This window comes from Streptomyces sp. NPDC096132, assembly GCF_044763345.1.
Lineage (GTDB): Bacteria > Actinomycetota > Actinomycetes > Streptomycetales > Streptomycetaceae > Streptomyces.
Genome location: NZ_JBIWGA010000015.1, coordinates 145,031 through 170,506 on the forward strand (window position 1 = coordinate 145,031; position 25,476 = coordinate 170,506).

Genomic DNA, 25,476 nt, shown 5'->3' on the forward strand with positions numbered 1-25,476 from the left:
GGGTGATCAGCCCGGCGGGGAGACAGGGGTGATCGGCCCGACGACGTGAGCGGTCGCGTCAGGTGCTGGCTGGGGAAGGTGTCAGCGCAGGGGGGCGCCCAGGGCGGGGAGGACCACGGCGTCGATGTACGACAGGAGGTAGGCCTGGGTCGGCGGCTGGTCGTCGAGCAGCGCCCGGGTGGCGAACGCCCCGACCATCATGGGGATCAGGAATTCCAGCGCCGGGCAGTCCGCTCGGACCTCGCCCCGGTCGACGGCCCGTTGCAGGACGCGTCGGAACGCGGCCATCTCCGGTTCGACCAGCTGGCTGCGGAACACCTCACGAAGATGCTCGTCGTTGTGGATCGCCATGGCCACGCCCCGCATCAGCGCGGAGTTCCGCTCCATGGCGCAGTCGTCCTCGCGCGCCATCAGCGCGTGCAGGTCGCCGTGGAGCGACCCGGTGTCGACCTCGTCGGCCAGACCGGGCTTGCTGTGCTTGAGGGCCTTCACGACCAGTTCGGCCTTGCCGCCCCACTGGCGGTAGAGCGTGGCCTTGCTGGAGCGCGTGCGGGCGGCGACGGCGTCCATGGTGAGGGCGTCGTAGCCGACCTCGCGGAGCAGTTCGAGCACGGCGCCGTACAGCTCGGCCTCGCGCTCGGGCGTGATGCGACTGCGACGCGCCGTCGCGACCTCAGTCATGCCACTCACCCTTCCCGCTCCTGTCGTTCACTGCCACGAATGTAGCGCACTCCTCAACGAAACGAAACCGTTTCGTACGTGTCCTGTCTCACGCCCCGCTCAGGGCGCCGACACGACGTGTCGTATGTCATAAGTTGCTCTGGTTCATCCACCGGAAAAGCATGGGGAGGTGAGCTATCTGCGCCTGCCCCATCTCAGCGGTGACCTCCTGTGCTTCGTCGCCGAGGACGATCTCTGGCTGACCCCCCTCGACAGTCCGGGCCGCGCCTGGCGCCTCACCGTCGACCGCGCCAAGGCCGGACACCCGCGCTTCTCCCCAGACGGCCGGCACATCGCGTACACCAGCTGGCGCGGTGTCGTCCCGGAGATCCACCTGGTCCCGGTGGACGGCGGGCCGGGGCGGCGGCTGACCTACTGGGGCAGCCCCGACACCCAGGTCTGCGGCTGGAGTCCGCCCGACGGCGACCACCACGCCGACATCCTCGCCGTCGCCTCCCACGGCGAGCCCTTCTCCTACTACACCTGGGCCTACAAGGTCCCCACCGACGGCTCCCCCGGCCGCAAGCTGCCCTGGGGGCCGGTCTCCGACATCCAGGTCGCCGACCTCGACGGCGAGCGCAGGACCCTGCTGCTCACGGGCACTCCCCCGCACGAACCCGCCGCCTGGAAGCGCTACCGGGGCGGCGCCACGGGCCGGCTCTGGCTGCACGGACAGCGGCTCCTGGAGCACCTCGACGGCCACCTCCACTCCCCCCTCTTCGCCGGCGGCCGCATCGCCTTCCTCTCCGACCACGAGGGCGTCGGCAACCTCTACTCCTGCGCCCACGACGGCTCCGACCTGCGCCGGCACACCGACCACGACGCCTTCTACGCCCGGCACGCCTCCACCGACGGCACCCGGGTGGTCTACCAGTGCGCCGGGGACCTCTGGATCGTCGACGACCTGGCCGCGGACTCCGAGCCGCGCCGCATCGACGTACGGATGGGCGGGCCCAGGGCGGGGCGGCGCCGGTACCAGATCCCGGCGGCCCAGCACGTGGACGGCCTCTCCGTCGACGAGACCGGCCGGGCGAGCGCGGTCGTCGTCCGCGGAAGCCTGTACTGGCTGACCCACCGCGACGGGCCCGCCCGTACGATCACCGACTCGCCCGGCGTACGGGTGCGGCTGCCGGAGATGCTCGGCTCGGGCGGACAGGTCGCGTACGTCACCGACGCGGAGGGCGAGGACGCCGTCGAGATCGCCTATCTGCCGCGGGCCAGCGGGGACCGGGAGCCGCGGCGGCTGGCGTCCGGGGAGCTCGGGCGGGTCCTGGAACTGGTGGCGGACCCGGACGGCGAACGGCTCGCGATCGCCTCCAACGACGGACGGCTCCTCCTGCTCGACGCCACAGAGGAATCGAACGGCGAGGTCACCGAACTGATCGCGTCGGTCAACGGACCCGTCCGCGACCTCGCCTTCTCACCGGACGGAAGCTGGCTGACCTGGTCGCACCCGGGGATCGGACGGTCCCTGCGGCAGATCAAGATGGCCCGGATCTCCGGTCTCGCGAAGGGCGAGCGGCTGATCGTCGACGTGACGAACGGCCGCTTCGAGGACGAGAACCCGGTGTTCACCCGGGACGGCCGATACCTCGCGTTCCTCTCCTGGCGCGGCTTCGACCCGGTGTACGACGTCCACACCGGGGACCTCTCCTTCCCGCTCGGCTGCCGCCCCTACCTCGTGCCCCTCTCCTCCGCGACGCCGTCCCCCTTCGCGCTGAACCCGGAAGGCCGGCCGGCCGCCGGCGGCCTGGACCCGGTGGAGGAGGACGAGGGCGGAGGCGGCGACGGGACCGTGACCGTCGAGATCGAGGGCCTGGAGAGCCGGGTCACCCCCTTCCCCGTCACCGCCTCCAAGTACTCGGCGCTGCACCCGGTCGCGGGCGGCGGCCTGGTGTGGCTGCGCTGGCCGATCTCGGGCGCGCTGGGCGAGACCTTCGCCAACCCGGACGACATGAGCGGCCGCCCGACACTGGAGTACTTCACCATCAGCAAGGCGAAGAAGTCCGAACTCATCGGCGACCTCGACTGGTTCGCGGTCAGCGGGGACGGGACCCGGCTCGTCGTGGTCGACGAGGGCGATCTGCGGGCCGTGCCGTCCAGCGAGTCCGGCGACCTCGACACGACGGTGTGGATCGACCTGCGTCGCATCATGCACGAGGTGGACCCGGGCGCCGAGTGGCGCCAGTCGTACGAGGAGGCCGGCCGTCTCATCCGCGCCTACTTCTGGGACCCCGGCATGTGCGGGATCGACTGGGACGCGGTCCTGGCCCAGTACCGCCCGCTGGTCGAACGGGTCGCCTCCCCCGACGAGTTCGCGGACCTGCTGCGCGAGGTCCTCGGCGAACTGGGCACCTCGCACGCGTACGTCACCCCCGCCCGCCGCAACGAGGGGCCGCCGCACTACCAGCGCCGGCAGGGCCTGCTGGGCGCCAACTTCGTGCCGCGCGACGGCGGCTGGACGGTGAAACGCATCCTGCCCGGCGACTCCTCCGACTCCAAGGCACGGTCGCCGCTGGCGGGCACGGGAATCCGCGAGGGCGCCGTCCTCACCCACGTCGACGGCCGGCCCGTGGACCCCGTGGCGGGCCCCTATCCCCTGCTGGCGGGGGCGGGCGGTACGACCGTGGAGCTCACGTTCACTCCCGCGGAGGGCGAGGCAGGGCGCGCACGGCGCGTGGCGGTGGTCCCCCTCATCGACGAGCGCCCCCTGCGCTACCAGGACTGGGTGGCCAAACGGCGCGAGGTGGTGCGGGAGTTGAGCGGCGGCAAGTGCGGCTACCTCCACATCCCCGACATGGGCGGTTCCGGCTGGGCCCAGTTCAACCGCGACCTGCGCATGGAGGTGTCCCGGCCCGCCCTCATCGTGGACGTGCGCGGCAACGCGGGCGGGCACATCAGCGAACTCGTCGTGGAGAAACTGACGCGCACCATCCTCGGCTGGGACCTGACCCGGGACGCCCAGCCGGTGTCGTACGCCTCGAACGCCCCCCGCGGACCGGTGGTGGCCCTCGCCGACGAGGCGACCTCCTCGGACGGCGACATGATCACGGCCGCCTTCAAACTGCTCGAGCTCGGCCCGGTCGTCGGCCAGCGCACCTGGGGCGGAGTCGTCGGCATGACCGGCCGCCACCAGCTCGGCGACGGCACGATCATCACCGTACCGATGAACGCCGCCTGGTTCGACGCCTACGGCTGGTCCATCGAGAACCACGGCGTCCTCCCCGACCTGGAGGTCCTGCGCACCCCCCTGGACTGGGCGGAGGGCCGCTACGCCCAACTCGCCGACGCGGTCCACCTGGCCCTGGACCTCCTGACCACCAACCCCCCGGCGACCCCACCGGACCACAGCGGCGCACCGGACCGCTCACGACCGAAGCTGCCGCCGCGTTCTTGACTCTCCACACACAACAACGCAGGGTGCCCTCCCAAAGGAAGGGCACCCCACGTTCACGGCCGAGGCCGAACGCGACAACTAGGCGTCGTAGTCCTGGTTGAGGCGGTCTTCCTCTTCACGCCGGAGACGCTCCGTCTCCTCGTCCGTGTCGCGGCGGCGGCCACGCTGCGGCATCTGCTCCTTGGCCTGCTGGGCCTTCTGCTTGGCCTGCTGCTGCCACTGCTTGGACTGGTCCTGCATCTTGTCCTTCGTACCCATGTGGGTTCACTCCTGTAGGGAGATGAGGGGGTTGGGGCCCCTTGGTGGGGCCTCGACCAGATTCACACGGGAGGACATACGGCGCATTTCGATCAACTACGGTGCGTAGCGCGGGCTTCTTCGTCGGCCGCCCCGCCCGCCCCGACCAGCCCCGTCCGCATGCCCTGCAGCCTGGGCGCGAACCGCTTCATCTCGCGCTGCCCGACGGTCCCGATGAGCCCGGGAAGATACCCGCGTACGCCCTGCATCCCGCGCAGCCACCACTGCCCGTACACATGGGCCGAACGCCGCTCTATGCCGGCCACGATCCGGTCCACGGCCGGACCGAGCGGATACGTCTTGTTCGAGGGCCACGGCAGCCGCTGCCGCAACTCCCGCATCACCTCCTCCTGATCGGCCCCGCGCACCATGTCCGTGTCGGTCCAGGACAGATAGCCCACGCCCACGCGCACGCCCCGGTACCCGACCTCGGCGCGCAGGCTGTGCGCGTACGCCTCCACGCCCGACTTGGACGCGCAGTACGCGGTCATCATGGGAGCCGGCGTGATCGCGGCGAGGGAGGCGATCTGGAGGAGATAGCCCCGGCTCTCCAGCAGCACCGGCAGGAAGGCGCGGGCCGTCACCGCCGAGCCGATGAGGTTGACCTCGATGACCCGCCGCCAGGCCTCGGGGTCGGAGTCGACGAAGGGGCCGCCGGACGCGACACCGGCGTTGGCGACCACGATGTCCACCTTGCCGAAGCGTTCCTTCACCTCGGCCGCGACCCGCGTCATCGCCTCGTGGTCCGTGACGTCGGCGTACCAGTGGTCGCTGTCGCTGTGCAGCCGCTCGGAGAGCTGCTTCAGCGCGTCCGGCTCCAGGCCCACCAGCGCGACCTTCGCCCCGCGCGCGGAGAGCTTGCGGGCGAGCAGCTCGCCGACCCCCCGCGCGGCGCCGGTGACGACGGCGACCTGTCCCTCGAGACCGACCTTGCTCATGCGCCCTCCTTCAACTGCGTGTACGTGGAGACGAGTTCCCGGATCCTGCCGCTGACCAGCTCGGGCGCCTCGACCGGCGTCATGTGGCCGAGGCCGGGCAGCTCGGTGACCCCCAGGGAGCGGGGCAGCGCCGCGGCGATCCGGTGCGCGTGCACCGGCGGGGTCAGCCGGTCGCCGGTGCCCACCACCACGGCCGTCGGCACCCTCAACTCCCGCACGGCGTGGTCGAGGTCGAGCAGGCTCAGCACGTGCGACCAGGCGTGCCGCACCCGGCGCGGACAGGCGTGCACGATCCGGGCGCACGTCTCCACCAGGTGCGGGGCCGAACCGGCGCCCATCGTGGCGTACTTGAGGATCCGCTTCGCGACCGGCGTCACCGGTCCGAGCGGCGCCCTCGACCCGAGGACGTGCCGGGTCAGCCAGGTCCGCAGCCGCCCGGGCCGCAGCGGTACGACGGTGGACTCGGCGACCAGCCGCGAGGCGCCCGTGCTGCACAGCAGGACGGCGGCGGCATGGTCCTGGAACGCGGCTCGGCCGGCGGCCGCCAGCACCGTCATGCCGCCCATCGAATGACCGGCGATCACGGCCTTCTCACCGGGCGCGAGGGTGGCCTCCAGGACGGCTTCCAGGTCGTCGGCGAGCGCGTCCGTGCTGCACACCGGGGACGGCGGGGTGCGTCCGTGGCCGCGCTGGTCGTAGGCGATGACCCGGTGGTCGGCGGCGAGGTCCCGGATCTGGGCCGCCCAGAAGGCGGTCGAGCAGGTCCAGCCGTGGGCGAGGACGACGGGGGGCGCGTCCTCGGGGCCGTGCACCTCGACGTGCAGCCGGGCGCCGTCGGCCGAGACGGCGGTGAGTTCGCGGTAGGAGGAGCTCACGCCGTCACCTGGTCCTTCTCGGCGCCCTTCGTACGGACCGACGCCCGCACGACCTCGTACTCCGCGAGGTCGACCCGCCGCGTCGCGCGCCGGAACTCGCTCGTCGTGCCCGGCCAGACGGTGGTGTTGCGGCCGTTCGCGTCGAGGTACCAGCTGGTGCAGCCGCCGGTGTTCCACACCGTGCGCCGCATACGGTCCTGCACCCGCCGGTTCCAGGCGTTGACGGCGCTGGGGCGGGCGTCGAGGGCGGCGCGGCCGCCGAGAACGTGGAGCTGCCGCAGATAGTCGGCCATGTAGTTCAGCTGGGACTCGATCATCAGGATCATCGAGGAGTTCCCGAGACCGGTGTTGGGCCCGATGATCGACATCCAGTTCGGGAAACCGGCGGCGGAGGCGCCGCGCAGCGCCGCCATCCCGTCCTTCCAGCTCTCCGCGAGGGTCCGCCCGTCGGCGCCCACCACCCGCTCGGCGATCGGCATGTCGGTGACGTGGAAGCCCGTACCGAAGACGATGACGTCGGCCTCGGCCGTGCTGCCGTCGGCGGCGACGAGTGTGGACCCGCGGATCTCACCGAGCCCGCTCGCCACGACGTCGACATTGGGCTGGGCGAGCGCCGGATAGTAGGTGCTCGACAGCAGGATCCGCTTGCAGCCGATGCGGTAGTCGGGGGTGAGCCGCGCCCGCAGGGCCGGGTCCTTGATGGCGCGGGCCAGATTCCGCTTGGCCAGCTGCTCGACGAAGCCCAGCTCGTTCGGGTGCTTGGTGAACGCCTGGACCTGCAGCTCACGGATGCCCCACAGCAGCCCGCGCCGCAGCTGGGTGGTGAAGGGCAGGGCGCGGTGCAGCGCCCGCTCGGCGCCGCTGATGGCCCGGTCCACGCGGGGCATGACCCACGGCGGAGTGCGCTGGAAGAGGGTCAGCCGGGAGACGCTCGGCTGGATGGCGGGCACGATCTGTGCGGCGGAGGCACCCGTGCCGACCATGGCGACCCGCTTGCCGGTGAGGTCGTGGTCGTGGTCCCAGCGGGCCGAGTGGAAGACCTTGCCGGGGAAGGAGTCGAGGCCGGGGATGTCCGGGATCTTCGGATCGGACAACGGTCCGGTGGCCGACACGACCACATCGGCGCAGTACCGCCCGCCGCTCGTCTCGATGTCCCACCGCAGCTCCCGCGCGTCCCAGGTCATCCGCTGGACCTCGGTGTCGAGGCGCAGGTGCGGCCGGAGCCCGAACACCTCGGTCACATGCTCCAGATAGGCGCGGATGTGCTCCTGCCCGGAGAAGGTGCGCGGCCAGTCGGGGTTGGGCGCGAAGGAGAAGGAGTACAGGTGGGACGGCACGTCACAGGCGCACCCCGGGTAGCTGTTGTCCCGCCAGGTGCCGCCGACGCTGCCGGCGCGCTCCAGGACGACGAAGTCGGTGATCCCTTCCCGGCGCAGCCGCACGGCGGCTCCCAGCCCGCCGAACCCGGATCCGATCACCGCCACCCGTACGTGTTCGGTCATACCGACTCCTTCTGCCGTGCGACTCTGCGCGACTCTGCCAGTGAACACTGGCGCAATCGGACTGTAGAGCAGGTCCGTACCGAGCGGTAGGGGCTGGAAGGACGAAGTTACCGCCAGTACGACATAGGCTTCCGCCGTGGCGGACAAGCGCGAATACCGGACGGAGGAGCTGGCCAGGGAGGCCGGCATCACAGTGCGCACCCTGCGCTTCTACCGCGAGCGCAAACTGCTCGCACCACCCCGCCGCGAGGGCCGTATCGCCTGGTACGACGACCATCACCTGGCCCGGCTGCGGACGATCGCCGCCCTCCTGGAACGCGGCCACACCCTGACCGGCATCGCGGAACTGGCGGACGCCCTCGACCAGGGCCGCGACGTGGCCGACCTGATCGGCGTCGGAGGCCCCACCGAGGAGGAGCCGATCCGCCTCACCCCCGAGGAGCTCGCCGCCCGCTTCGAGGGCCAGGTCACCCCCGAGAACCTCGCCGCCGCCCTCGAACTCGGCTACCTCGGCACCGACGGCGACGAGATCGTCCACATCAGCCGCCGCCTGCTGGACGTCTCCTCCGCCCTCGTCCGCGAGGGCATCCCCCTCGCCGAGGTCCTGGCGGCAGGCGCCCGCGTCCGCGAACACGCCGACGCCCTCGCCGAACTCTTCACCGCCCTCGTCCTCCGCCACGCCACCGAGTCCGACCTCCCCCGCCTGCGCCCCCTGGCACGGAGCGTGGTGGAGGCGGAGCTTTCACTGGCACTGGACCGGCGGTTGCGGAAGGGGGCCGGGAAGGAGATCTAGAGGTCGTAGACCACCGTCACGGGCGCGTGGTCCGACCAGCGCTCGGCGTGGGTGGCGGCCCGCTCCACAAGCCCCTTGACGGCCTTGCCGGCGAGCCCGGGCGTCGAGACGTGCAGGTCGATCCTCCATCCTGAATCGTTGTCGAAGGCCCGGCCCCGGTACGACCACCAGGTGTACGGCCCCTCCAGGTCCGGGTGCAGGGCGCGGACGACGTCCACGTACCCGCCCGCCTCGGAGCTCAGGACCTGGGTCAGCCAGTCCCGCTCCTTTGGCAGGAAGCCGGAGTTCTTCTGGTTGGCGCGCCAGTTCTTCAGGTCGGCCTGCTGGTGGGCGATGTTCCAGTCGCCGCAGACCAGGACCTCGCGGCCGTCGGCGGCGGCGCGCTCGCGCAGGTCCTTGAGGTAGGCCAGGAACTCGCCCATGAAGCGGACCTTCTCGTCCTGGCGGTCGGTGCCGACCTCGCCGGACGGAAGGTAGAGGGAGGCGACCGTCACACCGGGCAGGTCGGCCTCGACGTAACGGCCGGTGCCGTCGAACTCGGCCGAGCCGAAGCCGACCCGGACGGCGTCCGGTTCACGCCGGGTGTAGAGGGAGACCCCGGCCCGGCCCTTGGCGGCGGCAGGGGCGTGCGTGACGTACCAGCCCTCCGGTGCGCGGACCGCCTCGGGCAGCTGCTCCGGCTCGGCACGCACCTCCTGCAGGCACAGCACATCGGCGGAGGTGTCCGCGAGCCACTCGACGAAGCCCTTCTTCGCTGCGGCGCGCAGACCGTTCACATTGACGGAGGTCACAGTCAGCACCCGGGCACGATACCGGCACACTGGACCAGGTCCAGAAATCAGTTTCCTCCAGATTTTGCATAGAAGTACTGTGAGCAGCATGAACATACGCCGCGTGTCCTTCGACCACCCCGACGCCGTCAAGCTCAACGACGAGGTCCAGGCGGAGTACCACGAGCGATACGGCGACGGCGGCGACGCCACCGTCCTGGAGCCGGCCCACTTCGAGCCGCCGCGCGGGGTCTACTTCATCGCGTACGACGAGGGCGGCCGGCCGGTGGCCACCGGCGGCTGGCGCAGCCAGGACAGCAACGGCGAGGGCAACGAGGACGGGGACGCCGAGCTGAAGCGGATGTTCGTGATCCGGGAGATGCGCGGGCGCGGGCTGGCGCGGCGGATCCTCACCGCCCTGGAGGAGGACGCGCGGGCCGCCGGGCGGCTGCGGATGGTCCTCGAGACCGGCACGGAGCAGCCGGAGGCCATCGCCCTGTACACGTCGAGCGGGTACAGGGCGTGCACCAAGTTCGGCTACTACCGCGCGTACGAGTCCAGCCGGTGCTTCGCCAAGCCGCTCGGTTCCTGAGGCCAAGACCGCTCAGCTTCTGAGGTAGGCCAGCACCGCGAGGACCCGCCGATGGGTGTCGTCGGCCGGGGGCAGGTCCAGCTTGGTGAGGATGCTGCCTATGTGCTTGCCGACGGCCGCCTCCGAGACCACGAGCGTTCTGGCGATCGCCCCGTTGGACTTCCCCTCGGCCACCAGCGCCAGTACCTCCCGTTCGCGTGCCGTGAGCCGGGCCAGCGGGTCGCGGCGGCGGCGCAGCAACTGCCGTACGACTTCGGGGTCGACGACCGTGCCGCCGGCCGCGACCTCGCGCAGGGCGTCCATGAACTCCTCGACCTGGCCGACGCGGTCCTTGAGCAGATAGCCGACGCCGGTGCCGTCGCCGGAGTCGAGGAGCTCGGCGGCGTAGGCGCGCTGGACGTACTGGCTGAGGACGAGGACGGGCAGGCCGGGGCGCTCGGCGCGCAGCCGCACCGCCGCGTGCAGGCCCTCGTCCTGGAAGGCGGGGGGCATACGGACGTCGGTGACGACGATGTCGGGTGTGTGGTCGGCGACTGCCGCGAGGAGCGCCCGGGCGTCGCCGACCCCCGCGACGACCTCGTGCCCGAAGCGGGTGAGCAGGGCGGTCAGGCCGTCGCGGAGCAGGACGCTGTCCTCGGCGAGGACTACGCGCAGGCCGTTCCGCTCGGCCGACTCGGCCTGTCCGGTCGTTCCGGCCGGCTCGACTCGCTCGGCTTGCTCAACTCGCTCGGCTCGCAAGGGATCTCCACACGCAGCAGGGTCGGTCCGCCCGGCGGGCTGGTCACGGAAAGTCTTCCATCCAGCACTGACACCCGGTCGGCGAGACCGGTGAGGCCGGTGCCGCGCGCGCTGTCGGCGCCGCCGCGGCCGTCGTCCGTCACCTCCAGGACGAGCAGCCCACCGTCCCCGGGCTCCGCGACCCGCGCCTGCACGCGCGCGCGTGCGGCCCCGCTGTGCCGGGCCACGTTGGCGAGCGCCTCGCGGACCACGAAGTAGGCGGCGGCCTCCACCGCCTGCGGGAGCCGGGGTGCCGGCAGTGCGAACTCCACGTCCACGGGCACCGGCGAGCGGTCGGCGGCGTCGGCGACGGCCGCCTCCAGGCCGTAGTCGGCGAGCACCTTGGGATGGATGCCGTGGATCAGCTCGCGCAGTTCCGCGAGGGCCGCGCCCGCCTCCTCGTGCGCGCGGGTGAGCTGTTCGGCGAGCGGGCCGCCGGGCGGGGCGTCGAGCCGGGCCAGTCCGAGGGCCATGGTGAGGGCGACGAGGCGTTGCTGGGCGCCGTCGTGGAGATCGCGTTCGATCCGGCGCCGCTCCGCCTCGAACGCGTCGACCAGGCGGGCGCGGGAACGGGTGAGTTCGACGACCCTGGACTGCGGGCCGCCGCCGGGAGGGGCGACCGTGCGGCGGGTCAGCGCGGCGCGCGCCCCGGCCGCCGCGCCGAGGGCGTACGCCCCGGCGGCCAGCAGCAGCACCCCGAGCGCGGCGGCGGCGCAGGCCATGGGCTGCCCGGTGACCGTCCACACCTTCAGCACCTTCACCTCCCGCCCACCGCCGACCGTCGCCAGCAGCACCGGCGTCGCGATCATCGCCAGGGGTGAGAACAGGGCGACGGTGAGCAGGAACGCCTCGGCGGGCCAGAGGAGGCAGGCGGCGAGAAGGGTGTGGCCGAGCTCGCGCCAGGTGGCGCGCTCACGCAGCCGGGTGGTGAGCCAGGCGCGTACGCCGGGCGCACGTGGCTCGATGTGTGCGCCGGGCGCCCCCTCTTCGTCGACCAAGCGGAGGCGGCGCCGTTCGAAGGCGGCGACGGGCAGCCCGGCGAACACGGTGACCGCGACGAGCGGCAGCCCTACGAGAACGATCGCGAGGACCCCGCCGACAGCCACCCATACCACCAGCCCCACCAGGACGACGGCTCCGGTGACCGTCCCCGTCAGCAGATAGGCGGCGGCGCGCCAGGGCCACGGCGTCAGCAGATATCCCGGCCGGGACAGGGCCTGCCACACGTTGTGAGGGCGATGGGGGTGCATGCGGATCACCGTACGGAGCGCGGCGAGGGTCGAGCCATCCCCTCAGACCGACTCCCGGGGGTATGGCTGCCCCTACCCCAACTCTCGCTCCTGCCCGAACGACTTGGCGCCCCCTCTCCCGGTTTCGTGGAGCCATGACCGAATACGCCGTCCAACTCACCGCCGTACACCGGCATTACGCATCGGAGGGCGCCGGTGTGACCGCGCTCGACGACGTCACGCTCGCGCTCCCCCGTGGCTCCTTCACCGCCGTCATGGGCCCGTCGGGGTCCGGCAAGTCGACGCTGCTGCAGTGCGCCGCCGGACTCGACCGGCCCACGTCCGGGTCGGTGCGGATCGGCGGGACCGAGCTGACCGGGCTGAGCGAGCGCCGGCTGACCCTGCTGCGGCAGGAGCGGATCGGATTCGTCTTCCAGTCGTACAACCTGCTGCCGGCCCTCACCGCCGCACAGAACGTCGCGCTCCCGTTGCGTCTGGCCGGCCGCCGTCCCGCGAAGGCGGAGGTGCGCGAGGCGCTGCGCCGGGTCGGCCTCGCCGAACGCGCGGGGCACCGGCCCGACCGGCTCTCCGGCGGCCAGCAGCAGCGCGTCGCGCTCGCCCGCGCCCTGATCACCCGCCCCGAGGTGCTCTTCGGCGACGAACCGACGGGCGCCCTCGACTCCACGACCGGCCGCGAGGTGCTGGTCCTGCTGCGCGGGCTGGTCGACGCCCACGGCCAGTCGATCGTCATGGTCACCCACGATCCGGTGGCCGCCTCGTACGCGGACCGGGTCGTGTTCCTGGTCGACGGCCGGGTGCACGGCGAGCTGACCGGCGCGGGCGCGGAGCGGATCGCGGCGCGGATGGCCGGACTGGAGACGGGGAGGACCGGGGACGGGCAGGACCGTGCCGCCGCCGCGCTGGAGGGGTCCCCGTGCTGAGCGTCGCCCTGCGTACCCTGCGGGCCCGGTGGACCGCCTTCGTCGGCAGTTTCGTCGCCCTCGCGCTGGGAGTCGGCCTGCTCGCCGTGATGGGGCAGGCGCTGGCCGCCTCACTGGACGCGCCGGAGCGGGCGCCGGAACGGTTCGCGGCGGCGCCGGTGGTGGTGCGGGGACAGGACACCCTGCGGGTGATGACCCCGACCGGTGTGCGGACGGCGGAGTTGGCGACACCGCGTCCGGTCCCGGCCGCCACCGTCGCGGCGCTGCGCGCCCTCGGCCCGGTCACGCAGGACCGTTCCTTCCCGGTCCGGGTCGAGGCGGGCGACGGCCCCGACGGCCTGGTCGGGCACCCCTGGTCGACGGCGCGTTTCGCCCCGTACGAGCTGAGCGCGGGCCGTGCGCCCCGGGCGGCCGGTGAGGTCGTGACCACCGGGGACTGGGCGGCGGTGGGCGACCGGCTGCGCACGGCGGACGGGCCGGTGCGGGTCGTGGGGACGGTACGCGCGGGGACGGTACGCGCGCGTGGCGTCGAAGACAGCGGCGAGGACACCGCCGGAAGCACCACCAGAGGCACCGTCAAAACGAGGGAAGCCACAGAGGACTTCGAGGACGCCGTGTTCTACACGGACGCGCGTGCCGCCCGACTCGAGCCGCTGTCACGGCAGCTGGTGGTGGAGGCGGACGCGGCGGCGGTCCGTGCGGCCGTCGGCGACGACGTGCGGGTGCTGACGGGTTCCGCCCGCCGTTTCGCGGACGCCGACCCCGGCCGGGACGCCGAGGCGCTCACCGCGCTGAACGCCCTGTTCGGCACGGCGGGCGGAGTGACCGCGTTCGTCTCGGTGTTCGTCGTGGCCTCCACGTTCGCCTTCGCGGTGGACCGGCGGCGCCGCGAGTTCGGGCTGCTGCGCACCGCGGGCGCCACCCCGGGCCAGATCCGCCGGACGGTCCTGGCGGAGGCGCTGCTGGTGGGCACGCTCGCCTCGGCGGCGGGCTGCGCGCTGGGGGCGTACGGCGCCCCGCGGCTGGCGGAGTGGGTGGTCGACGGCGGTCTCGCACCGGCCTGGTACGCGATCGACGGCGGCCATGTCTGGTCGTACCAGTTGGCTTTCTGGACGGGCCTGGTGGTCGCCCTGTGCGGGGCGGCCGCCGCGAGTCGGCGGGCGGGGCGGACCGCGCCGGCGCAGGCGCTGCGCGAGGCGTCCGTCGAGGGGCGCGCGCTGACCCGGGGGCGCCGGTGGTGCGGCGCCGCGCTGCTCGTCACGGCGTGCGCGACCCTGGCGTACGCCCTGCTGACCGATCCCGGCGACCTGCTGCACCGCAAGACGTACATCAGTCGCCCCATGCTCCTCATCACGGCGGTGGCGCTGCTCTCGCCCGCGCTGGTGCGTCCGCTGATGCCCCGGCTGCCCGGGGTCGTCGGGCTGCTGGTGCGGGAGAACGCGGTCACCGGGGTCCGTCGTACCGCCGCCGTGGCCGCACCCGTCCTGGTGACCGTGGCCCTCGCGGGCTCCCTGCTGGGCGCGACGGGCACGCTGAACGAGGCACGGGCGGCGGAGGTGCGGCAGCGGACGGTGGCGGACTTCGTGGTGACGCCGGACGGCGGGACGGCGCTGTCGTCGGACACGGTGGAGCGTCTGCGGCAGGTCCCCGGCACCACGGTCTCGGCCAGTGCCGCGACCGCCGTGTACACGTTGGAGGACGGGGTGGCGCTGGTGAAGTCCGAGGCGCGGGCGGTCGATCCGGGGCTCGACGGGACCGTACGGCTGCCGGTGACGGCGGGGCGCCTCACGGACCTCGACAACGGTTCGATCGTGGTGACCGAGGAGTGGGCGCGGCACCGGGTGGGACAGCGGGTGCGGGTGTGGCTCGGCGACGGCACGGCCGCATCGCTGCGCATCGCCGCCGTCCTGGCCACGGGGACGGGGGGCGACGGGGTGTACGTCAGTGCGGCCAACTCGGGTGGCGCGGGCGTGGACCGGGTCGACGTACGGGTGCGCGCGGGTGCCGATCCGGGGGCGGTCGCGGCGGGGCTGCGGGCGGTCGGCGGGGTGCGGGTGCTGAGCAAGTCGCAGTGGGTGGCGGCGGCCTATCCGCAGACCAACCGGACGACGCGGCTCGGGGTGTTCCTCGTCCTGGGCATCGCGCTCCTCTACACCGGTATCTCGCTCGCAAACACGATGGTGATGGCGGCCGCGGACCGCCGACGGGACCTGACCGCCCTGCGGCTGGCCGGGGCGACGGGCGGGCAGCTCCTGCGGCTCGCCGCCGCCGAGGCCCTTGTCGTCGTCGCTCTGGGCGGCCTGCTGGGCCTGCTGGTGACGGTCCTCAACCTCACCGGAATGTGGGGCGCGTTGCACCTGGTCTCCGCCCCGGCGACGCTCGCCGTGCCCTGGCCGGCCCTCGCCTGGACGACAGTGGCCTGCGCGGCGATCGCGGTGACGGCGGCGGTCGTCCCGGTGGCGGTGTCGGTGTCCGTGTCGCGCGCGGGCTCCCGTCACGTGCTGGGGATCGGTACCGCGATCTCGCGCAGGTCGTGGAGCCTCACCCAGATCTGGGCGGGCCAGAGGGAGGCGGGAAGGGGAAGGTCGAACCGTTTCGCCTCGCCCGGTTCCAGCGACGTACGGAAGAGCACGGCTTCGGTGAATCCCGAGACGTCCCGGAGGAACACGGAGAAGTCGCTCTGAGGTTCGCAGCCCGTGTTGCGCAGCTGGAGATGTTCTCCCGGGCCCCATTCGAGCTCGAAGAGCTTCCGGTCCCGCTCGGTGCTCCGCTGGGACTCCGCGGTCATTTTCGCCATGCGTTCGGTGACGACGAGAGCCCTGAGGCCGATGATGGCGGAGGCGATCGGCGCCGCGGTGGCGGCTACGAGGATGACATCACGCGTGAGCTGAACCGGGCCCATGCCGGGCTAACGACGGACGCGACCGCCGGTCACTCACCTGTCTAGCACCGGACGCGTCTCTTGTGTCGTACCGGAGTCATGTCTTGAAACGTGGCGTGCAGCCATATGCCGCATCTCCTCGGCGTCCTCGGCCGCACGCCGTGCGGTCTTCGCACTCGCGGAGGCAAGCCTGATCGCCTTGAGACAGACGACCACCGCGAAGCCGGCGACGAGCACATTCACGATGCCCAGGGCTGGTGAGATCTGGTTCCACATGGGTATGGCTCTCCTTCTACACCTGGCCAAACCTCTTCGGCGGGGAAAGTGTCACGCCCGAGAGGCCCGATGCATGCCGCGAACACGAAAAGAGAGCAAATCAGGTCACACGTACGACACATAAGGGCCAAGTCACACCAGATCGCGACTTCAAGCGCCTGCGCCGCCCAGGGTGAGGACGGATCACCGTACACATGGCAGAAGGTCCGCCCCCGAGGGGGCGGACCTTCATGCTGCGTGGACCTGAGGGGATTTGAACCCCTGGCCCCCTCGATGCGAACGAGGTGCGCTACCGGACTGCGCCACAGGCCCTTGCAACGAGTGAAACTCTAGCACCCCGATCGGCGTGCTCGGAAATCCGTTACCCGAGGCCCGGAGGCCGGGCGTGGGGCCGGTGACCGGGTCACTCGTTGGCTGCCCGGGGCCGCTCGCCGTCCTCGTACTGGTCGAAGAGGGGGGTGCGGCCGCGCTCGCGGGAGCGCCGGGCGGAGGCCGCGCGCCGGGCGTCGCTGCGTTCGTCGCCGTCCGCCGCCGGGCCGTCCGCGCCGTCCGGCTCGTCCGCCTCCCCGTCCGGTACGGCCCTGGCGTCCGCCGTGTCCTGTTCGGGTGCGACCGAGCTGGACCGGGCCGAGCTCCAGGCGTCCGGTGCGCCGAGGTCCACGTCGGAGGTGGCCCGGGGCGCGACCGGCGCGGTCACGTAGGTGGGCAGCGGGACCGGGACCGGGTCCCAGCTCTCGCCGTGGCCCGGCCGGCGCTGCCGCTCGCGCTGCTGGTCGACCCACTCCGCGTGATCGGTCTGTTCGACGAGCGCCCTGCGGTCGGCGGCCAGGGCCAGCAGGCCCGGGTCGGTCTCCGGCTCGGAGCGCTCGTGCGGCTCCTCTGCGTCGGGGCCGGGGTCGGCGGTCGCGGCGGCCGGGGCCGCCGCCGAGGCGCGGCGGCGGGGCTGACGCTCGCGGAGGCGCTGTGCGGCGACCTCGGCGCGGCGGCGGTCCATCTGGAAGGCGAAGCGCCGGCGCTCCTGGGAACGCAGGTAGGCGATGTACGCGCTGAGCAGGACGGCGGGCACGCCGGGCGCCCACAGGAACGTGAGGCCCCCGACGGCGGCGACGACGGCGCCGAGGGTGAAGGCGAGGAAGAGCAGGATCGTGGTGCGCCTGCGGCGCGCGAGGGCCTTCGAGCGCTGGCTGCGGGCGGCGGCCGCCTGCGCGCCGGGGGTGCGTCGTGCGGCCGGTACGCGCTGGTGCGCCGGGGCCGCGGCGCTCCCCTCGCGTGCGGGCGTCTGCGCGGGCGCGGAGTCGGGGGCATGGTCGCGGGCGGGCTTGGCCGCAGGCTCGCGCGCCGGATCGCGCGCCGCCTCCGGGCGCCCCTGGCTCCGCTCCTGCACCGGCGCCTTGGCCTGTGGGCGGGTCGGGGGCATGGCGAAGGCCCGGACGTCCACCGAGTCGGTGACGGCGTCCGGGGCGTCGGCGTCCTGCTCCCCCTCCTCGGTGGAGCGCGCCCGCAGGTCCCTGGCGTACCGACGCTCCATGCCCGCCCGTCCGGACAGCAGCCGGATGGCGGTGCTGAAGCGTTCCGTCGGACGGGCCTCGTTCAGCTCGTCCTGCCTACGGAGCCACATCGGCACCAAGTAGGCGGCCCAGGCCCCGACAATGACTGCGTAGATGAGGCCGCTGCTGCTCACCCCTCACACGGTAGAGGGATTCGCGTGAGGCCATCCGCCAATTGGGCCGGTGTGTCGCACGATCTGGCTGATATTTCGAGCTTTTTTTGCGACCGGTGCGATCAACCGATCGTTTTCGAACGTTTATTCGGAGCTTTGGGGCACCTTTTAATTGGACGCGTTCCGGGAGCGTGCGCGACGCCACCGGCCCAGCAGACCCTCCGGCACTTCCTCCGCCGTGAGCGCGAAGACGAGGTGGTCGCGCCAGGCGCCGTCGATGTGGAGATAGCGCGGCCGCAGCCCTTCCTCGCGGAATCCGAGTTTCTCCACGACCCGGCGGCTGGGCCCGTTCTCGGGACGAATGCACACCTCGATGCGGTGCAGTCCCACGGTCCGGAAACAGTGGTCGACGACGAGCGCCACGGCCGTGGGCATCACCCCGCGGCCCGCCACCGCCTCGTCCACCCAGTAGCCGATGTGCCCGGAGCACATCGACCCCCAGGTGATCCCGGCGACGGTCAGCTGCCCGACGAGCCGTCCCTGGTACTCGATGACGAACGGCAGCATCCGTCCGGCGTTCGCCTCGGAGCGCAGGTGGCGGACCATCTGGCGGTAGGTCGGCCGATGCGCGATCGGCCCGCTGGGCGCGGGCGGCGGGATGGTCGCCTCCCAGGGGCGCAGCCAGTCCCGGTTGCGCCGGTTGACCTCGCGCCAGGCCCGCTGGTCGCGCAGCTTTATCGGCCGCAGGACGATGTCGCCCTCCGTCAGTTCGACGGGCCAGGATGCGCCGTTCAGCTCGCACCCCCCGTACTGGCGGCCGGTCTGGGGTGGTCTCCGCCCCTGATCTGGTCCACGGCGTGCCTCAGCAGGGGTTCCAGGACGGCGAGGCCGTCCTTCACTCCGCCGGTGGAGCCGGGCAGGTTGACGATCAGGGTCCGGCCCGCGACACCCGCGAGTCCCCGGGACAGCGCGGCCGTGGGCACCTTGTCCCTGCCGTACGCCCGGATGGCCTCGGGGATGCCGGGGACCTCGTGGTCGATCACGCGGCGGGTCGCCTCGGGGGTGCGGTCGGTGGGTGAGATGCCCGTGCCGCCGGTGGTGACGATCACGTCGTAACCGGCCTCGGCGCCCGCGCGCAGCTCCGCCTCCACCGGGTCGCCGTCGGGCACGACCCGGGGCCCGTCGACCGCGAAACCGAAGCCCTTGAGCCCCTCGGCGATCAGCGGGCCGCCCTTGTCCTCGTACACGCCGGCCGCGGCCCGGTTGGAGGCGGTCACGACGAGTGCCCGGTACCCCGCGTCCGTGTCCGCCGTCATGCCCGACTCCAGTCGCCCGACTTGCCGCCCGTCTTCTCCTCCACGCGCACGTCCGTGATGACCGCTCCCTTGTCGACCGCCTTCACCATGTCGATCACGGTGAGCGCGGCGACCGAGACCGCGGTGAGCGCCTCCATCTCGACGCCCGTGCGGTCCGTCGTCTTCACGGTGGCACTGATCTCCACGGCGTCGTCCGCGACCGACAAGTCCAGTTTCACACCGGAGACCGACAACGGGTGGCACAGCGGGATCAGGTCGGGGGTGCGCTTGGCGCCCATGATCCCCGCGATCCGCGCGGTGGCCAGCGCGTCACCCTTGGGGACGCCTTCGCCCCGCAGCAGCTCGACCACGCGGGGTGAGACGAGGACGCGTCCGCTGGCGCGCGCGGTGCGCGCGGTGACGTCCTTGCCGGATACGTCGACCATGCGGGCGGCGCCGGCGTCGTCGATGTGCGTCAGTCGGTCCTGCGTACTCATGCTGTGTCGGCACTCCCGGTCCGGGCCTGTTGTGCGCGACACGGTACCCCCAACCAGGAGTGCTCAGCCGAGCAGGACCACCTCGACGTCGGTGCCCGGCTCGACCGACACCACGTCCTCGGGGACCACGATCAGCGCGTCGGCGTGCGCGAGGGCCGCCACCAGGTGGGAGCCCGCGCCGCCGACGGGGCGGGCGCGGCCGTCGGCGCAGGTGGCGCGGAGGAACTGTCTGCGCCCCTTCGGCGAGGTGATCGGCTTGTCGGCGGTCAACCGCGCGCGCGTGGTGGGCCGGTGGACGTCCTTGAGTCCCATGAGGGTGCGGATCGCGGGCCGGACGAACAGTTCGAAGGAGACGTACGACGACACCGGGTTGCCGGGCAGGGCCAGCAGGGGGATGTGGTCGGGGCCGATGGAGCCGAAGCCCTGGGGCTTGCCGGGCTGCATGGCGAGCTTGCGGAACTCGATGCCGCTGCCCGCCTCGTCCTCGTCGCCGACGTGCGACAGCGCCTCCTTGACGACGTCGTACGCTCCGACGCTCACGCCTCCGGTGGTGACGAGGAGGTCGGCGCGGACCAGCTGGTCCTCGATGGTGGAGCGGAGGGTCTCGGCGTCGTCGGCGACCGCGCCCACCCGGTAGGCGATGGCTCCGGCGTCGCGGGCGGCGGCCGTGAGGGCGAAGCTGTTGGAGTCGTAGATCTGGCCGGCGCCCAGTTCCTCGCCCGGCTGGACGAGTTCGCTGCCGGTGGACAGGACGACGACGCGCGGGCGGGGGCGCACGCGTACGGTGCCGCGGCCGATCGCGGCGAGCAGGGCGATCTGGGGCGGTCCGAGGACGGTGCCGGCTTCGAGGGCGCGGTCGCCGGCCTTCACGTCGCTGCCCATCGCGCGTACGTGCGCGCGTGCCTCGGCGGGGCGGTACACGCGTACGTGCCCCGAGGCCTGCTCGGGGGCGAGGCTGCGGGCGCGCATCCCGCTGACCGGGCCCTCGCCGAGGCCTCCGTCGGTCCACTCCACGGGGACGACGGTTTCCGCGCCGGCCGGCAGCGGGGCGCCGGTCATGATCCGCGCGGCCTGGCCCGGACCCACGTACAGCAGGTCGGCCGCCTGGCCCGCCGCGACGTCCCCGACGACCTCCAGGGCCGCCGGGAACTCCTCGCTCGCGCCCGCGACATCCGCGACCCGCACCGCGTACCCGTCCATGGAGCTGTTGTCGAACGGCGGCAGGGAGACCGCCACCGTGACGTCGTCGACCAGGACGCAACCCTGGGCGTCGGGCAGTTGCAGCTCGATGGGTTCGAGGGGGCGGACGGTGGCGAGGATGTCCTCCAGGTGTTCGTCCACCGACCAGAGGTGGTCCTGTTCGGTGGGGCGGGGCGCGGCGGTGCTCAAAGTGGCTACATCTCCTCGGTGACGTAACTGCGAAGCCAGGACCGGAAGTCCGGACCCAGATCTTCACGTTCGCACGCGAGTCTGACAATGGCACGCAGGTAGTCGCCACGGTCGCCGGTGTCATAGCGGCGGCCCTTGAAGACGACGCCGTGCACCGGGCCGCCGGCCTTCTCGTCCTGGGCGAGCAGCTGGAGGGCGTCGGTGAGCTGGATCTCGCCGCCGCGGCCCGGCTCGGTCTCGCGCAGGACGTCGAAGACGCTCGGGTCGAGGACGTAGCGGCCGATGATCGCGTAGTTCGACGGGGCGTCCGTCGGGTCCGGCTTCTCCACCAGGCCGGACACCTTGACCACATCGCTGTCGGGAGTGGTCTCCACTTCCGCGCAACCGTAGAGGTGGATCTGCTCGGGATCGACCTCCATGAGCGCGACGACGCTGCCGCCGTAGAGTTCCTGCACATCGATCATCCGCTGGAGCAGCGGGTCGCGGGGGTCGATGAGGTCGTCGCCCAGCAGGACGGCGAACGGCTCCTGCCCGACGTGCGGGGCGGCGCACAGGACGGCGTGGCCGAGACCCTTGGGGTCGCCCTGGCGGACGTAGTGCATGGTGGCGAGGTCGCTGGACTCCTGGACCTTGGCGAGGCGCCCGGCGTCGCCCTTCTTCTGGAGTGCCGACTCGAGTTCGTAGTTGCGGTCGAAGTGGTCCTCGAGGGGACGCTTGTTGCGGCCGGTGACCATGAGGACGTCGTCGAGTCCGGCGGACACGGCCTCCTCGACCACGTACTGGATCGCGGGCTTGTCCACGACCGGCAGCATCTCCTTGGGAGTGGCCTTGGTCGCCGGGAGGAACCGGGTGCCGAGGCCCGCTGCAGGGATGACAGCCTTGCTGATCCTGGGGTGAGACTGAGTCATGTCCGCAACCTTATCCGGTGCCTTTGAGAGGAATCTGTAGCTCCGGTTAATAAGTGTTCATTTGAGCGTATTGGAGCAGTGCAAGTGCGACCCAAGGACCAGGGAAACGGCAGACCGGACTCTGACAAACATATGTTGCGGCAAGGGTTCCTCCACGTGAGGAACAGGTTGACGACGGACGACGTGCGGAAAGCCGCCGCCGCACTGGCCGAGCACGCCCTGGAGTTGCCCGAGTTGGCGCACGCGCGCACCGTCGCGGCGTACGTCTCCGTGGGCACCGAGCCCGGCACGCTCGCGCTGCTGGACGCACTGCGCGCGCGGGGCGTACGCGTTCTGCTCCCCGCACTGCTGCCGGACAACGACCTGGACTGGGGCGCCTACGAGGGTGCCGGCTCCCTCGCGCCGGTGCGGCACGGCGGGAAGATGGAGCTTCTCGAACCCGTCGGCGAGCGGCTCGGCCCGGACGCCGTCACACGCGCGGACGTGGTGCTGCTGCCGGGACTCGCGGTCGACGCGCGCGGGATGCGCCTGGGGCGCGGCGGAGGGTCGTACGACCGTGTGCTGGCCCGTTTGGAACGTGCCGGCGCCCACCCCTCGCTGGTGGTGCTCCTGTATGACACGGAGGTCGTCGAGCACGTCCCCGGGGAGGCGCACGACCGGCCGGTGCGGGCGGTGGTGACGCCCTCGGGGGTGCGCCGCTTCCCCTGATCCCACGAGAAAGGGGCCCTCCACGCGCGCGTGGAGGGCCCCTTTCCTGCGCTCAGTCGCTCACGGCTTGAGCACGAGGGTGTCGCTGGTGCTCTTGTCGACCGCCTTCTGCGAGGAGGCCCAGTCGAGCAGTTCGCCCTTGGCCCACTTGCCGGTCTGGTCGGTGTAGTGGGCGCTGAAGGCGTGCCCCGAGGCGCCGGTGAGGTTGATCCACTTCGACTTGTCGAAGTCGTCGAGGTTGACCACCATGCGCATCGACGGCACCCAGACGACGCCGTAGCCGCCGGCCGCGTTCCAGCCGGTCGCGTCGACCGCGGCCTCGCCGCCGCCGAGCTTCCACGGGCCGCGGTTGAGGACGTACTGCAGGAAGCTGGGTCCGCTGGTGCCCAGGGTCTGGTTCTTCAGGAACAGGCGGTGCAGCCGGCCCCAGCTCCAGGTGTCGATGTCCTTGCCGAGCTTCGCGGTCAGCTCCCAGCGGGCGTCGATCATGGCGCGCTCGAACAGGTCGTCGCGGTCGTGGTCGGCGCCGAGGCGGCCGCTGGCCGACTTGGGCGTCGTCCACCAGTCGCTGTCCTTCTTGTCCATGAGGTTGCGCACGACCTGGAACCAGCGGTCGCCGCCGTCCGGCTGCGCCTGGTCGGCGTCGCGCTGGCCGCACTCGCGGACCTTGCCGGTGTCGTCGACCGCGTTGGTGGCGTTGGCCGGGTCGACCCACAGGCACTGGCCCTCGACCCGCAGCTCCTTGGGCAGCTTGTTGCCGAAGGCGAGCTTGAGGATGTTGCGCCAGACCGCGTTGAAATAGGCGGCCGCGGCCGAGTCGGCGTCCTGGACGTAGTCCCAGTTCTGCAGCAGGTCCTGGGCCTCGCGGACGTCCGGGTCGTCGATGTTGATCTTCAGCAGGGTCGGGACGAGCTCCTTGGCGATCTCACTGCTGTTGTCCAGCTGCATCTGGCGCATGTCGTCGGTGGAGATCTTGCCGCCGCCCTCGATCTTCTCCTTGATCAGGTCGGTGATGCGCTGGCTTCGGGTGCCGTAGCCCCAGTCCGTGGTGATCGTGAAGGGGTACTTGTCCTCGTCGATCACGGCCTGGTTGGCGGTGACGATGAAGCCGCGCTCGGGGTTGTACTCGAACGGCAGCGCGTCGAAGGGGATGGTGCCGGTCCACTCGTGCTTGGACTCCCAGCCCGCGACCGGGACCGAGCCGTCGTCGCCCTTCGCGCGCGTGGGGATCTTTCCGGGCAGCTGGTAGCCGATGTTGCCGTCGGTGTCGGCGTAGATCAGGTTCTGCGAGGGCACGTCGAAGGACTTGGCCGCGTCGCGGAAGTCGTCCCAGTCCTTCGCCTTGTTCATGGCGAAGACGGCGTCCATGGTGTTGCCGGGCTCCAGCGCGGTCCACTTCAGGGCGACGCCGTAGCCGTCGCCGCGGTCGGGTGCCGCGTTGTCGACGGTGGCCTTCTGGCCGACCTTGACGAGTTCCCTGCTGCGGTCGGACAGCAGGGGCATCTTGTCCTCGGTCTGCCGGACGACGATCTTCTTCGGGCTGCCGCCGGCGACCTTGATGGTCTCGGTGCGCGTGGTGAAGGGCTTCACCTTGCCGTCGTAGAGGTAGCCGTCGCCGGAGAGCTTCTCCAGGTAGAGGTCGGTGACGTCGGCACCGGAGTTGGTCATGCCCCAGGCGATGTCCTGGTTGTGGCCGATGATCACGCCGGGCATGCCCGCGAAGGTGTAGCCGGTGACGTCGTACTGGCACTTGCTGGAGACGGTGCGGCAGTGCAGGCCCATCTGGTACCAGACGGACGGCAGCGAGGCCGACAGGTGCGGGTCGTTGGCCAGCAGAGGCTTGTTGGTGATCGTGTACTTGCCGGAGACGACCCAGGAGTTGGAGCCGATGCCGTTGCCGTTCACGCCGACGGCCGTGGGCAGGTCGTCCAGGACGTTGTAGAGGCCCTCCAGCTGGCTCTGCAGGCCCGTGGTGTCCCCGGAGGTCCCGGAGCCGCCCGTCGTGCCGCTCGCGCCCGTGGTGCCGCTCGTGGAGGTGCCGCCGGAGCCGCTCGTGCCGTCGCCCTGTTCGAACGCCTCGGTGAGCTCGTTGTACTCGCCCTCCTGGACGATCGTCTTGCCGTCGCCGGTGTACTGGTACTCCGGGTACAGGTCCGCGATCTGCTGCGGGCCGAGGCGGCTCGTCATCAGGGCGCGGTCGATCTCGTCCTGCATGTTGCCGCGCAGGTCCCAGGCCATCGCCTTCAGCCAGGAGATCGAGTCGACCGGGGTCCACTCGGCCGGCTTGTAGTCGTTGACGAAGCCGAGCGCCGCGTACTCCAGGGAGATGTCCTCGGCGTCCTTGCCCTTGAGGTAGGCGTTGACTCCCTTGGCGTACGCCTGGAGGTACTTCTTGGTGGAATCCGACAGTTTGTCGTCGTACTCCTCCTTGGCGATCCGGTCCCAGCCCAGGGTGCGCAGGAACTCGTCGTTGTCGACCTGCCCCTTGCCGAACATCTCGGACAGGCGTCCGGAGGTCATGTGGCGGCGCACATCCATCTCGTAGAACCGGTCCTGCGCCTGGACGTAGCCCTGCGCCATGAACAGGTCCTCGTCGGAGGACGCGTAGATCTGCGGGATTCCATAGCTGTCCCGCTTCACGTCCACGGGCCCGGACAGGCCTTCGAGCGTGATCGAACCCTTGGTCTGCGGGAAGGAGGCCCGGACGGTGCTGATGGACCAGTAGCCGCCGAAGGCGACGCCGCCGATGACGGCCAGCACCAGTACGAGCACGATAAGACGGGCTTTGCGCCCCTTCTTCCTGCCGGACTTGCCGGGCTTGTCACCCGTTGTGGCGGTGGTGTTGGGGGGCATCGCTGTCCTTGCTGTCCTAACGCGAGCGGCAGGCGGTCCTGGAGTGCTGGAGCAACCATAGGCGCAGGGGTCCGCGCCACTTGACGCGGAGTCGGGTACCAGCACGGAAGGATGTTCGATCTTGCCTCGCCGAGCGTCAAGAAATCGTCAAGAGTTAGGTAAGGTAACGAAGTAGTTG

22 protein-coding genes and 1 tRNA gene are annotated in these 25,476 nt (G+C 71.7%); 6 read left to right on the forward strand and 17 right to left on the reverse strand.

The genetic code is table 11. The features are described from left to right. Positions 1-81: 81 nt before the first annotated feature. Positions 82-681, reverse strand: a complete 600-nt coding sequence (locus tag ACIRF9_RS31875; RefSeq protein ID WP_403829114.1) for a TetR/AcrR family transcriptional regulator — start codon at positions 679-681, stop codon at positions 82-84. Between the two features lie 169 nt (positions 682-850). On the opposite strand from ACIRF9_RS31875, the gene ACIRF9_RS31880 reads away from it, so the two are divergent. After that, the gene (locus ACIRF9_RS31880) at positions 851-4,117 is read left to right on the forward strand and encodes a S41 family peptidase (protein WP_403829117.1); all 3,267 of its coding nucleotides are present in this window, start codon (positions 851-853) and stop codon (positions 4,115-4,117) included. 78 nt (positions 4,118-4,195) lie between these two features. Here ACIRF9_RS31880 and ACIRF9_RS31885 read toward each other — a convergent pair whose 3' ends face one another. The 4 genes from ACIRF9_RS31885 to ACIRF9_RS31900 all read right to left on the reverse strand — a co-directional run bounded on the left by ACIRF9_RS31885 (position 4,196) and on the right by ACIRF9_RS31900 (position 7,729). Then, positions 4,196-4,375 (reverse strand): hypothetical protein, encoded by a 180-nt coding sequence (locus tag ACIRF9_RS31885; RefSeq protein WP_403829119.1) that lies wholly within the window; start codon positions 4,373-4,375, stop codon positions 4,196-4,198. A gap of 92 nt (positions 4,376-4,467) precedes the next feature. After that, the gene (locus tag ACIRF9_RS31890) at positions 4,468-5,352 is read right to left on the reverse strand and encodes an SDR family oxidoreductase (protein ID WP_403829122.1); all 885 of its coding nucleotides are present in this window, start codon (positions 5,350-5,352) and stop codon (positions 4,468-4,470) included. After that, positions 5,349-6,227, reverse strand: coding sequence for an alpha/beta fold hydrolase (locus tag ACIRF9_RS31895; protein ID WP_403829124.1), 879 nt, complete (start codon positions 6,225-6,227; stop codon positions 5,349-5,351). The genes ACIRF9_RS31890 and ACIRF9_RS31895 overlap by 4 nt, the downstream gene beginning before the upstream one ends. After that, positions 6,224-7,729, reverse strand: coding sequence for a flavin-containing monooxygenase (locus tag ACIRF9_RS31900; RefSeq protein ID WP_403829127.1), 1,506 nt, complete (start codon positions 7,727-7,729; stop codon positions 6,224-6,226). Before ACIRF9_RS31900 ends, ACIRF9_RS31895 begins: the two co-directional genes overlap by 4 nt. Positions 7,730-7,865: 136 nt before the next feature. Here ACIRF9_RS31900 and ACIRF9_RS31905 point away from each other — a divergent pair, with 136 nt between their 5' ends. Further along, the gene (locus ACIRF9_RS31905; RefSeq protein WP_403829129.1) at positions 7,866-8,522 is read left to right on the forward strand and encodes a MerR family transcriptional regulator; all 657 of its coding nucleotides are present in this window, start codon (positions 7,866-7,868) and stop codon (positions 8,520-8,522) included. On the opposite strand, the gene xth is transcribed toward ACIRF9_RS31905, so the two are convergent. After that, a complete protein-coding gene (xth, locus tag ACIRF9_RS31910; RefSeq protein WP_403829131.1) occupies positions 8,519-9,322 on the reverse strand; it encodes an exodeoxyribonuclease III in 804 nt (267 codons plus the stop codon). The two genes, ACIRF9_RS31905 and xth, sit on opposite strands and share 4 nt — an antisense overlap. Positions 9,323-9,401: 79 nt before the next feature. Here xth and ACIRF9_RS31915 point away from each other — a divergent pair, with 79 nt between their 5' ends. Continuing rightward, the gene (locus tag ACIRF9_RS31915; RefSeq protein ID WP_403829133.1) at positions 9,402-9,884 is read left to right on the forward strand and encodes a GNAT family N-acetyltransferase; all 483 of its coding nucleotides are present in this window, start codon (positions 9,402-9,404) and stop codon (positions 9,882-9,884) included. Positions 9,885-9,896: 12 nt separating this feature from the next. Here ACIRF9_RS31915 and ACIRF9_RS31920 read toward each other — a convergent pair whose 3' ends face one another. Together ACIRF9_RS31920 and ACIRF9_RS31925 are read right to left on the reverse strand one after the other, a co-directional pair. Then, a complete protein-coding gene (locus tag ACIRF9_RS31920; RefSeq protein WP_403829445.1) occupies positions 9,897-10,538 on the reverse strand; it encodes a response regulator in 642 nt (213 codons plus the stop codon). Further along, positions 10,529-11,911: a sensor histidine kinase gene (locus ACIRF9_RS31925; RefSeq protein ID WP_403829135.1), complete on the reverse strand. Its 1,383-nt coding sequence runs from the start codon at positions 11,909-11,911 to the stop codon at positions 10,529-10,531. The genes ACIRF9_RS31920 and ACIRF9_RS31925 overlap by 10 nt, the downstream gene beginning before the upstream one ends. A gap of 134 nt (positions 11,912-12,045) precedes the next feature. On the opposite strand from ACIRF9_RS31925, the gene ACIRF9_RS31930 reads away from it, so the two are divergent. Both ACIRF9_RS31930 and ACIRF9_RS31935 read left to right on the forward strand, forming a co-directional pair. Continuing rightward, complete coding sequence (locus ACIRF9_RS31930) at positions 12,046-12,831, forward strand: ABC transporter ATP-binding protein (protein WP_403829137.1); 786 nt, start codon at positions 12,046-12,048, stop codon at positions 12,829-12,831. Next, on the forward strand, positions 12,825-15,515 hold the full coding sequence (locus ACIRF9_RS31935; protein ID WP_403829140.1) for an FtsX-like permease family protein: 2,691 nt from the start codon (positions 12,825-12,827) through the stop codon (positions 15,513-15,515). Before ACIRF9_RS31930 ends, ACIRF9_RS31935 begins: the two co-directional genes overlap by 7 nt. 251 nt (positions 15,516-15,766) lie before the next feature. Here the strand turns inward: ACIRF9_RS31935 and ACIRF9_RS31940 are convergent, their stop codons facing one another. The 8 genes from ACIRF9_RS31940 to galU all read right to left on the reverse strand — a co-directional run bounded on the left by ACIRF9_RS31940 (position 15,767) and on the right by galU (position 21,737). Further along, positions 15,767-15,988 carry a hypothetical protein gene (locus ACIRF9_RS31940; protein WP_403829142.1) on the reverse strand — a complete coding sequence of 74 codons (222 nt, stop codon included), beginning with the start codon at positions 15,986-15,988 and terminating at the stop codon, positions 15,767-15,769. A gap of 238 nt (positions 15,989-16,226) precedes the next feature. Then, positions 16,227-16,300 (reverse strand) — tRNA-Ala (locus ACIRF9_RS31945). Positions 16,301-16,391: 91 nt separating this feature from the next. Further along, on the reverse strand, positions 16,392-17,669 hold the full coding sequence (gene glpR / locus ACIRF9_RS31950) for a gephyrin-like molybdotransferase receptor GlpR (RefSeq protein WP_403829145.1): 1,278 nt from the start codon (positions 17,667-17,669) through the stop codon (positions 16,392-16,394). 147 nt (positions 17,670-17,816) lie between these two features. After that, entirely contained in the window at positions 17,817-18,443 is a 627-nt protein-coding gene (locus ACIRF9_RS31955; protein ID WP_403829448.1) for a GNAT family N-acetyltransferase, read from the reverse strand. Next, positions 18,440-18,964, reverse strand: a complete 525-nt coding sequence (locus ACIRF9_RS31960) for a molybdenum cofactor biosynthesis protein B (protein WP_403829148.1) — start codon at positions 18,962-18,964, stop codon at positions 18,440-18,442. The genes ACIRF9_RS31955 and ACIRF9_RS31960 overlap by 4 nt, the downstream gene beginning before the upstream one ends. After that, positions 18,961-19,440 carry a cyclic pyranopterin monophosphate synthase MoaC gene (gene moaC / locus ACIRF9_RS31965; RefSeq protein ID WP_403829150.1) on the reverse strand — a complete coding sequence of 160 codons (480 nt, stop codon included), beginning with the start codon at positions 19,438-19,440 and terminating at the stop codon, positions 18,961-18,963. The genes ACIRF9_RS31960 and moaC overlap by 4 nt, the downstream gene beginning before the upstream one ends. 63 nt (positions 19,441-19,503) lie before the next feature. Further along, the gene (glp, locus tag ACIRF9_RS31970) at positions 19,504-20,829 is read right to left on the reverse strand and encodes a gephyrin-like molybdotransferase Glp (RefSeq protein WP_403829153.1); all 1,326 of its coding nucleotides are present in this window, start codon (positions 20,827-20,829) and stop codon (positions 19,504-19,506) included. Positions 20,830-20,834: 5 nt separating this feature from the next. Further along, positions 20,835-21,737 (reverse strand): UTP--glucose-1-phosphate uridylyltransferase GalU, encoded by a 903-nt coding sequence (galU, locus tag ACIRF9_RS31975; protein WP_403829155.1) that lies wholly within the window; start codon positions 21,735-21,737, stop codon positions 20,835-20,837. A 132-nt stretch (positions 21,738-21,869) separates the two neighbouring features. On the opposite strand from galU, the gene ACIRF9_RS31980 reads away from it, so the two are divergent. Beyond that, positions 21,870-22,445 (forward strand): 5-formyltetrahydrofolate cyclo-ligase, encoded by a 576-nt coding sequence (locus ACIRF9_RS31980; protein WP_403829158.1) that lies wholly within the window; start codon positions 21,870-21,872, stop codon positions 22,443-22,445. 60 nt (positions 22,446-22,505) lie between these two features. On the opposite strand, the gene ACIRF9_RS31985 is transcribed toward ACIRF9_RS31980, so the two are convergent. After that, positions 22,506-25,298: a penicillin acylase family protein gene (locus tag ACIRF9_RS31985; RefSeq protein WP_403829161.1), complete on the reverse strand. Its 2,793-nt coding sequence runs from the start codon at positions 25,296-25,298 to the stop codon at positions 22,506-22,508. Positions 25,299-25,476 lie beyond the last annotated feature (178 nt).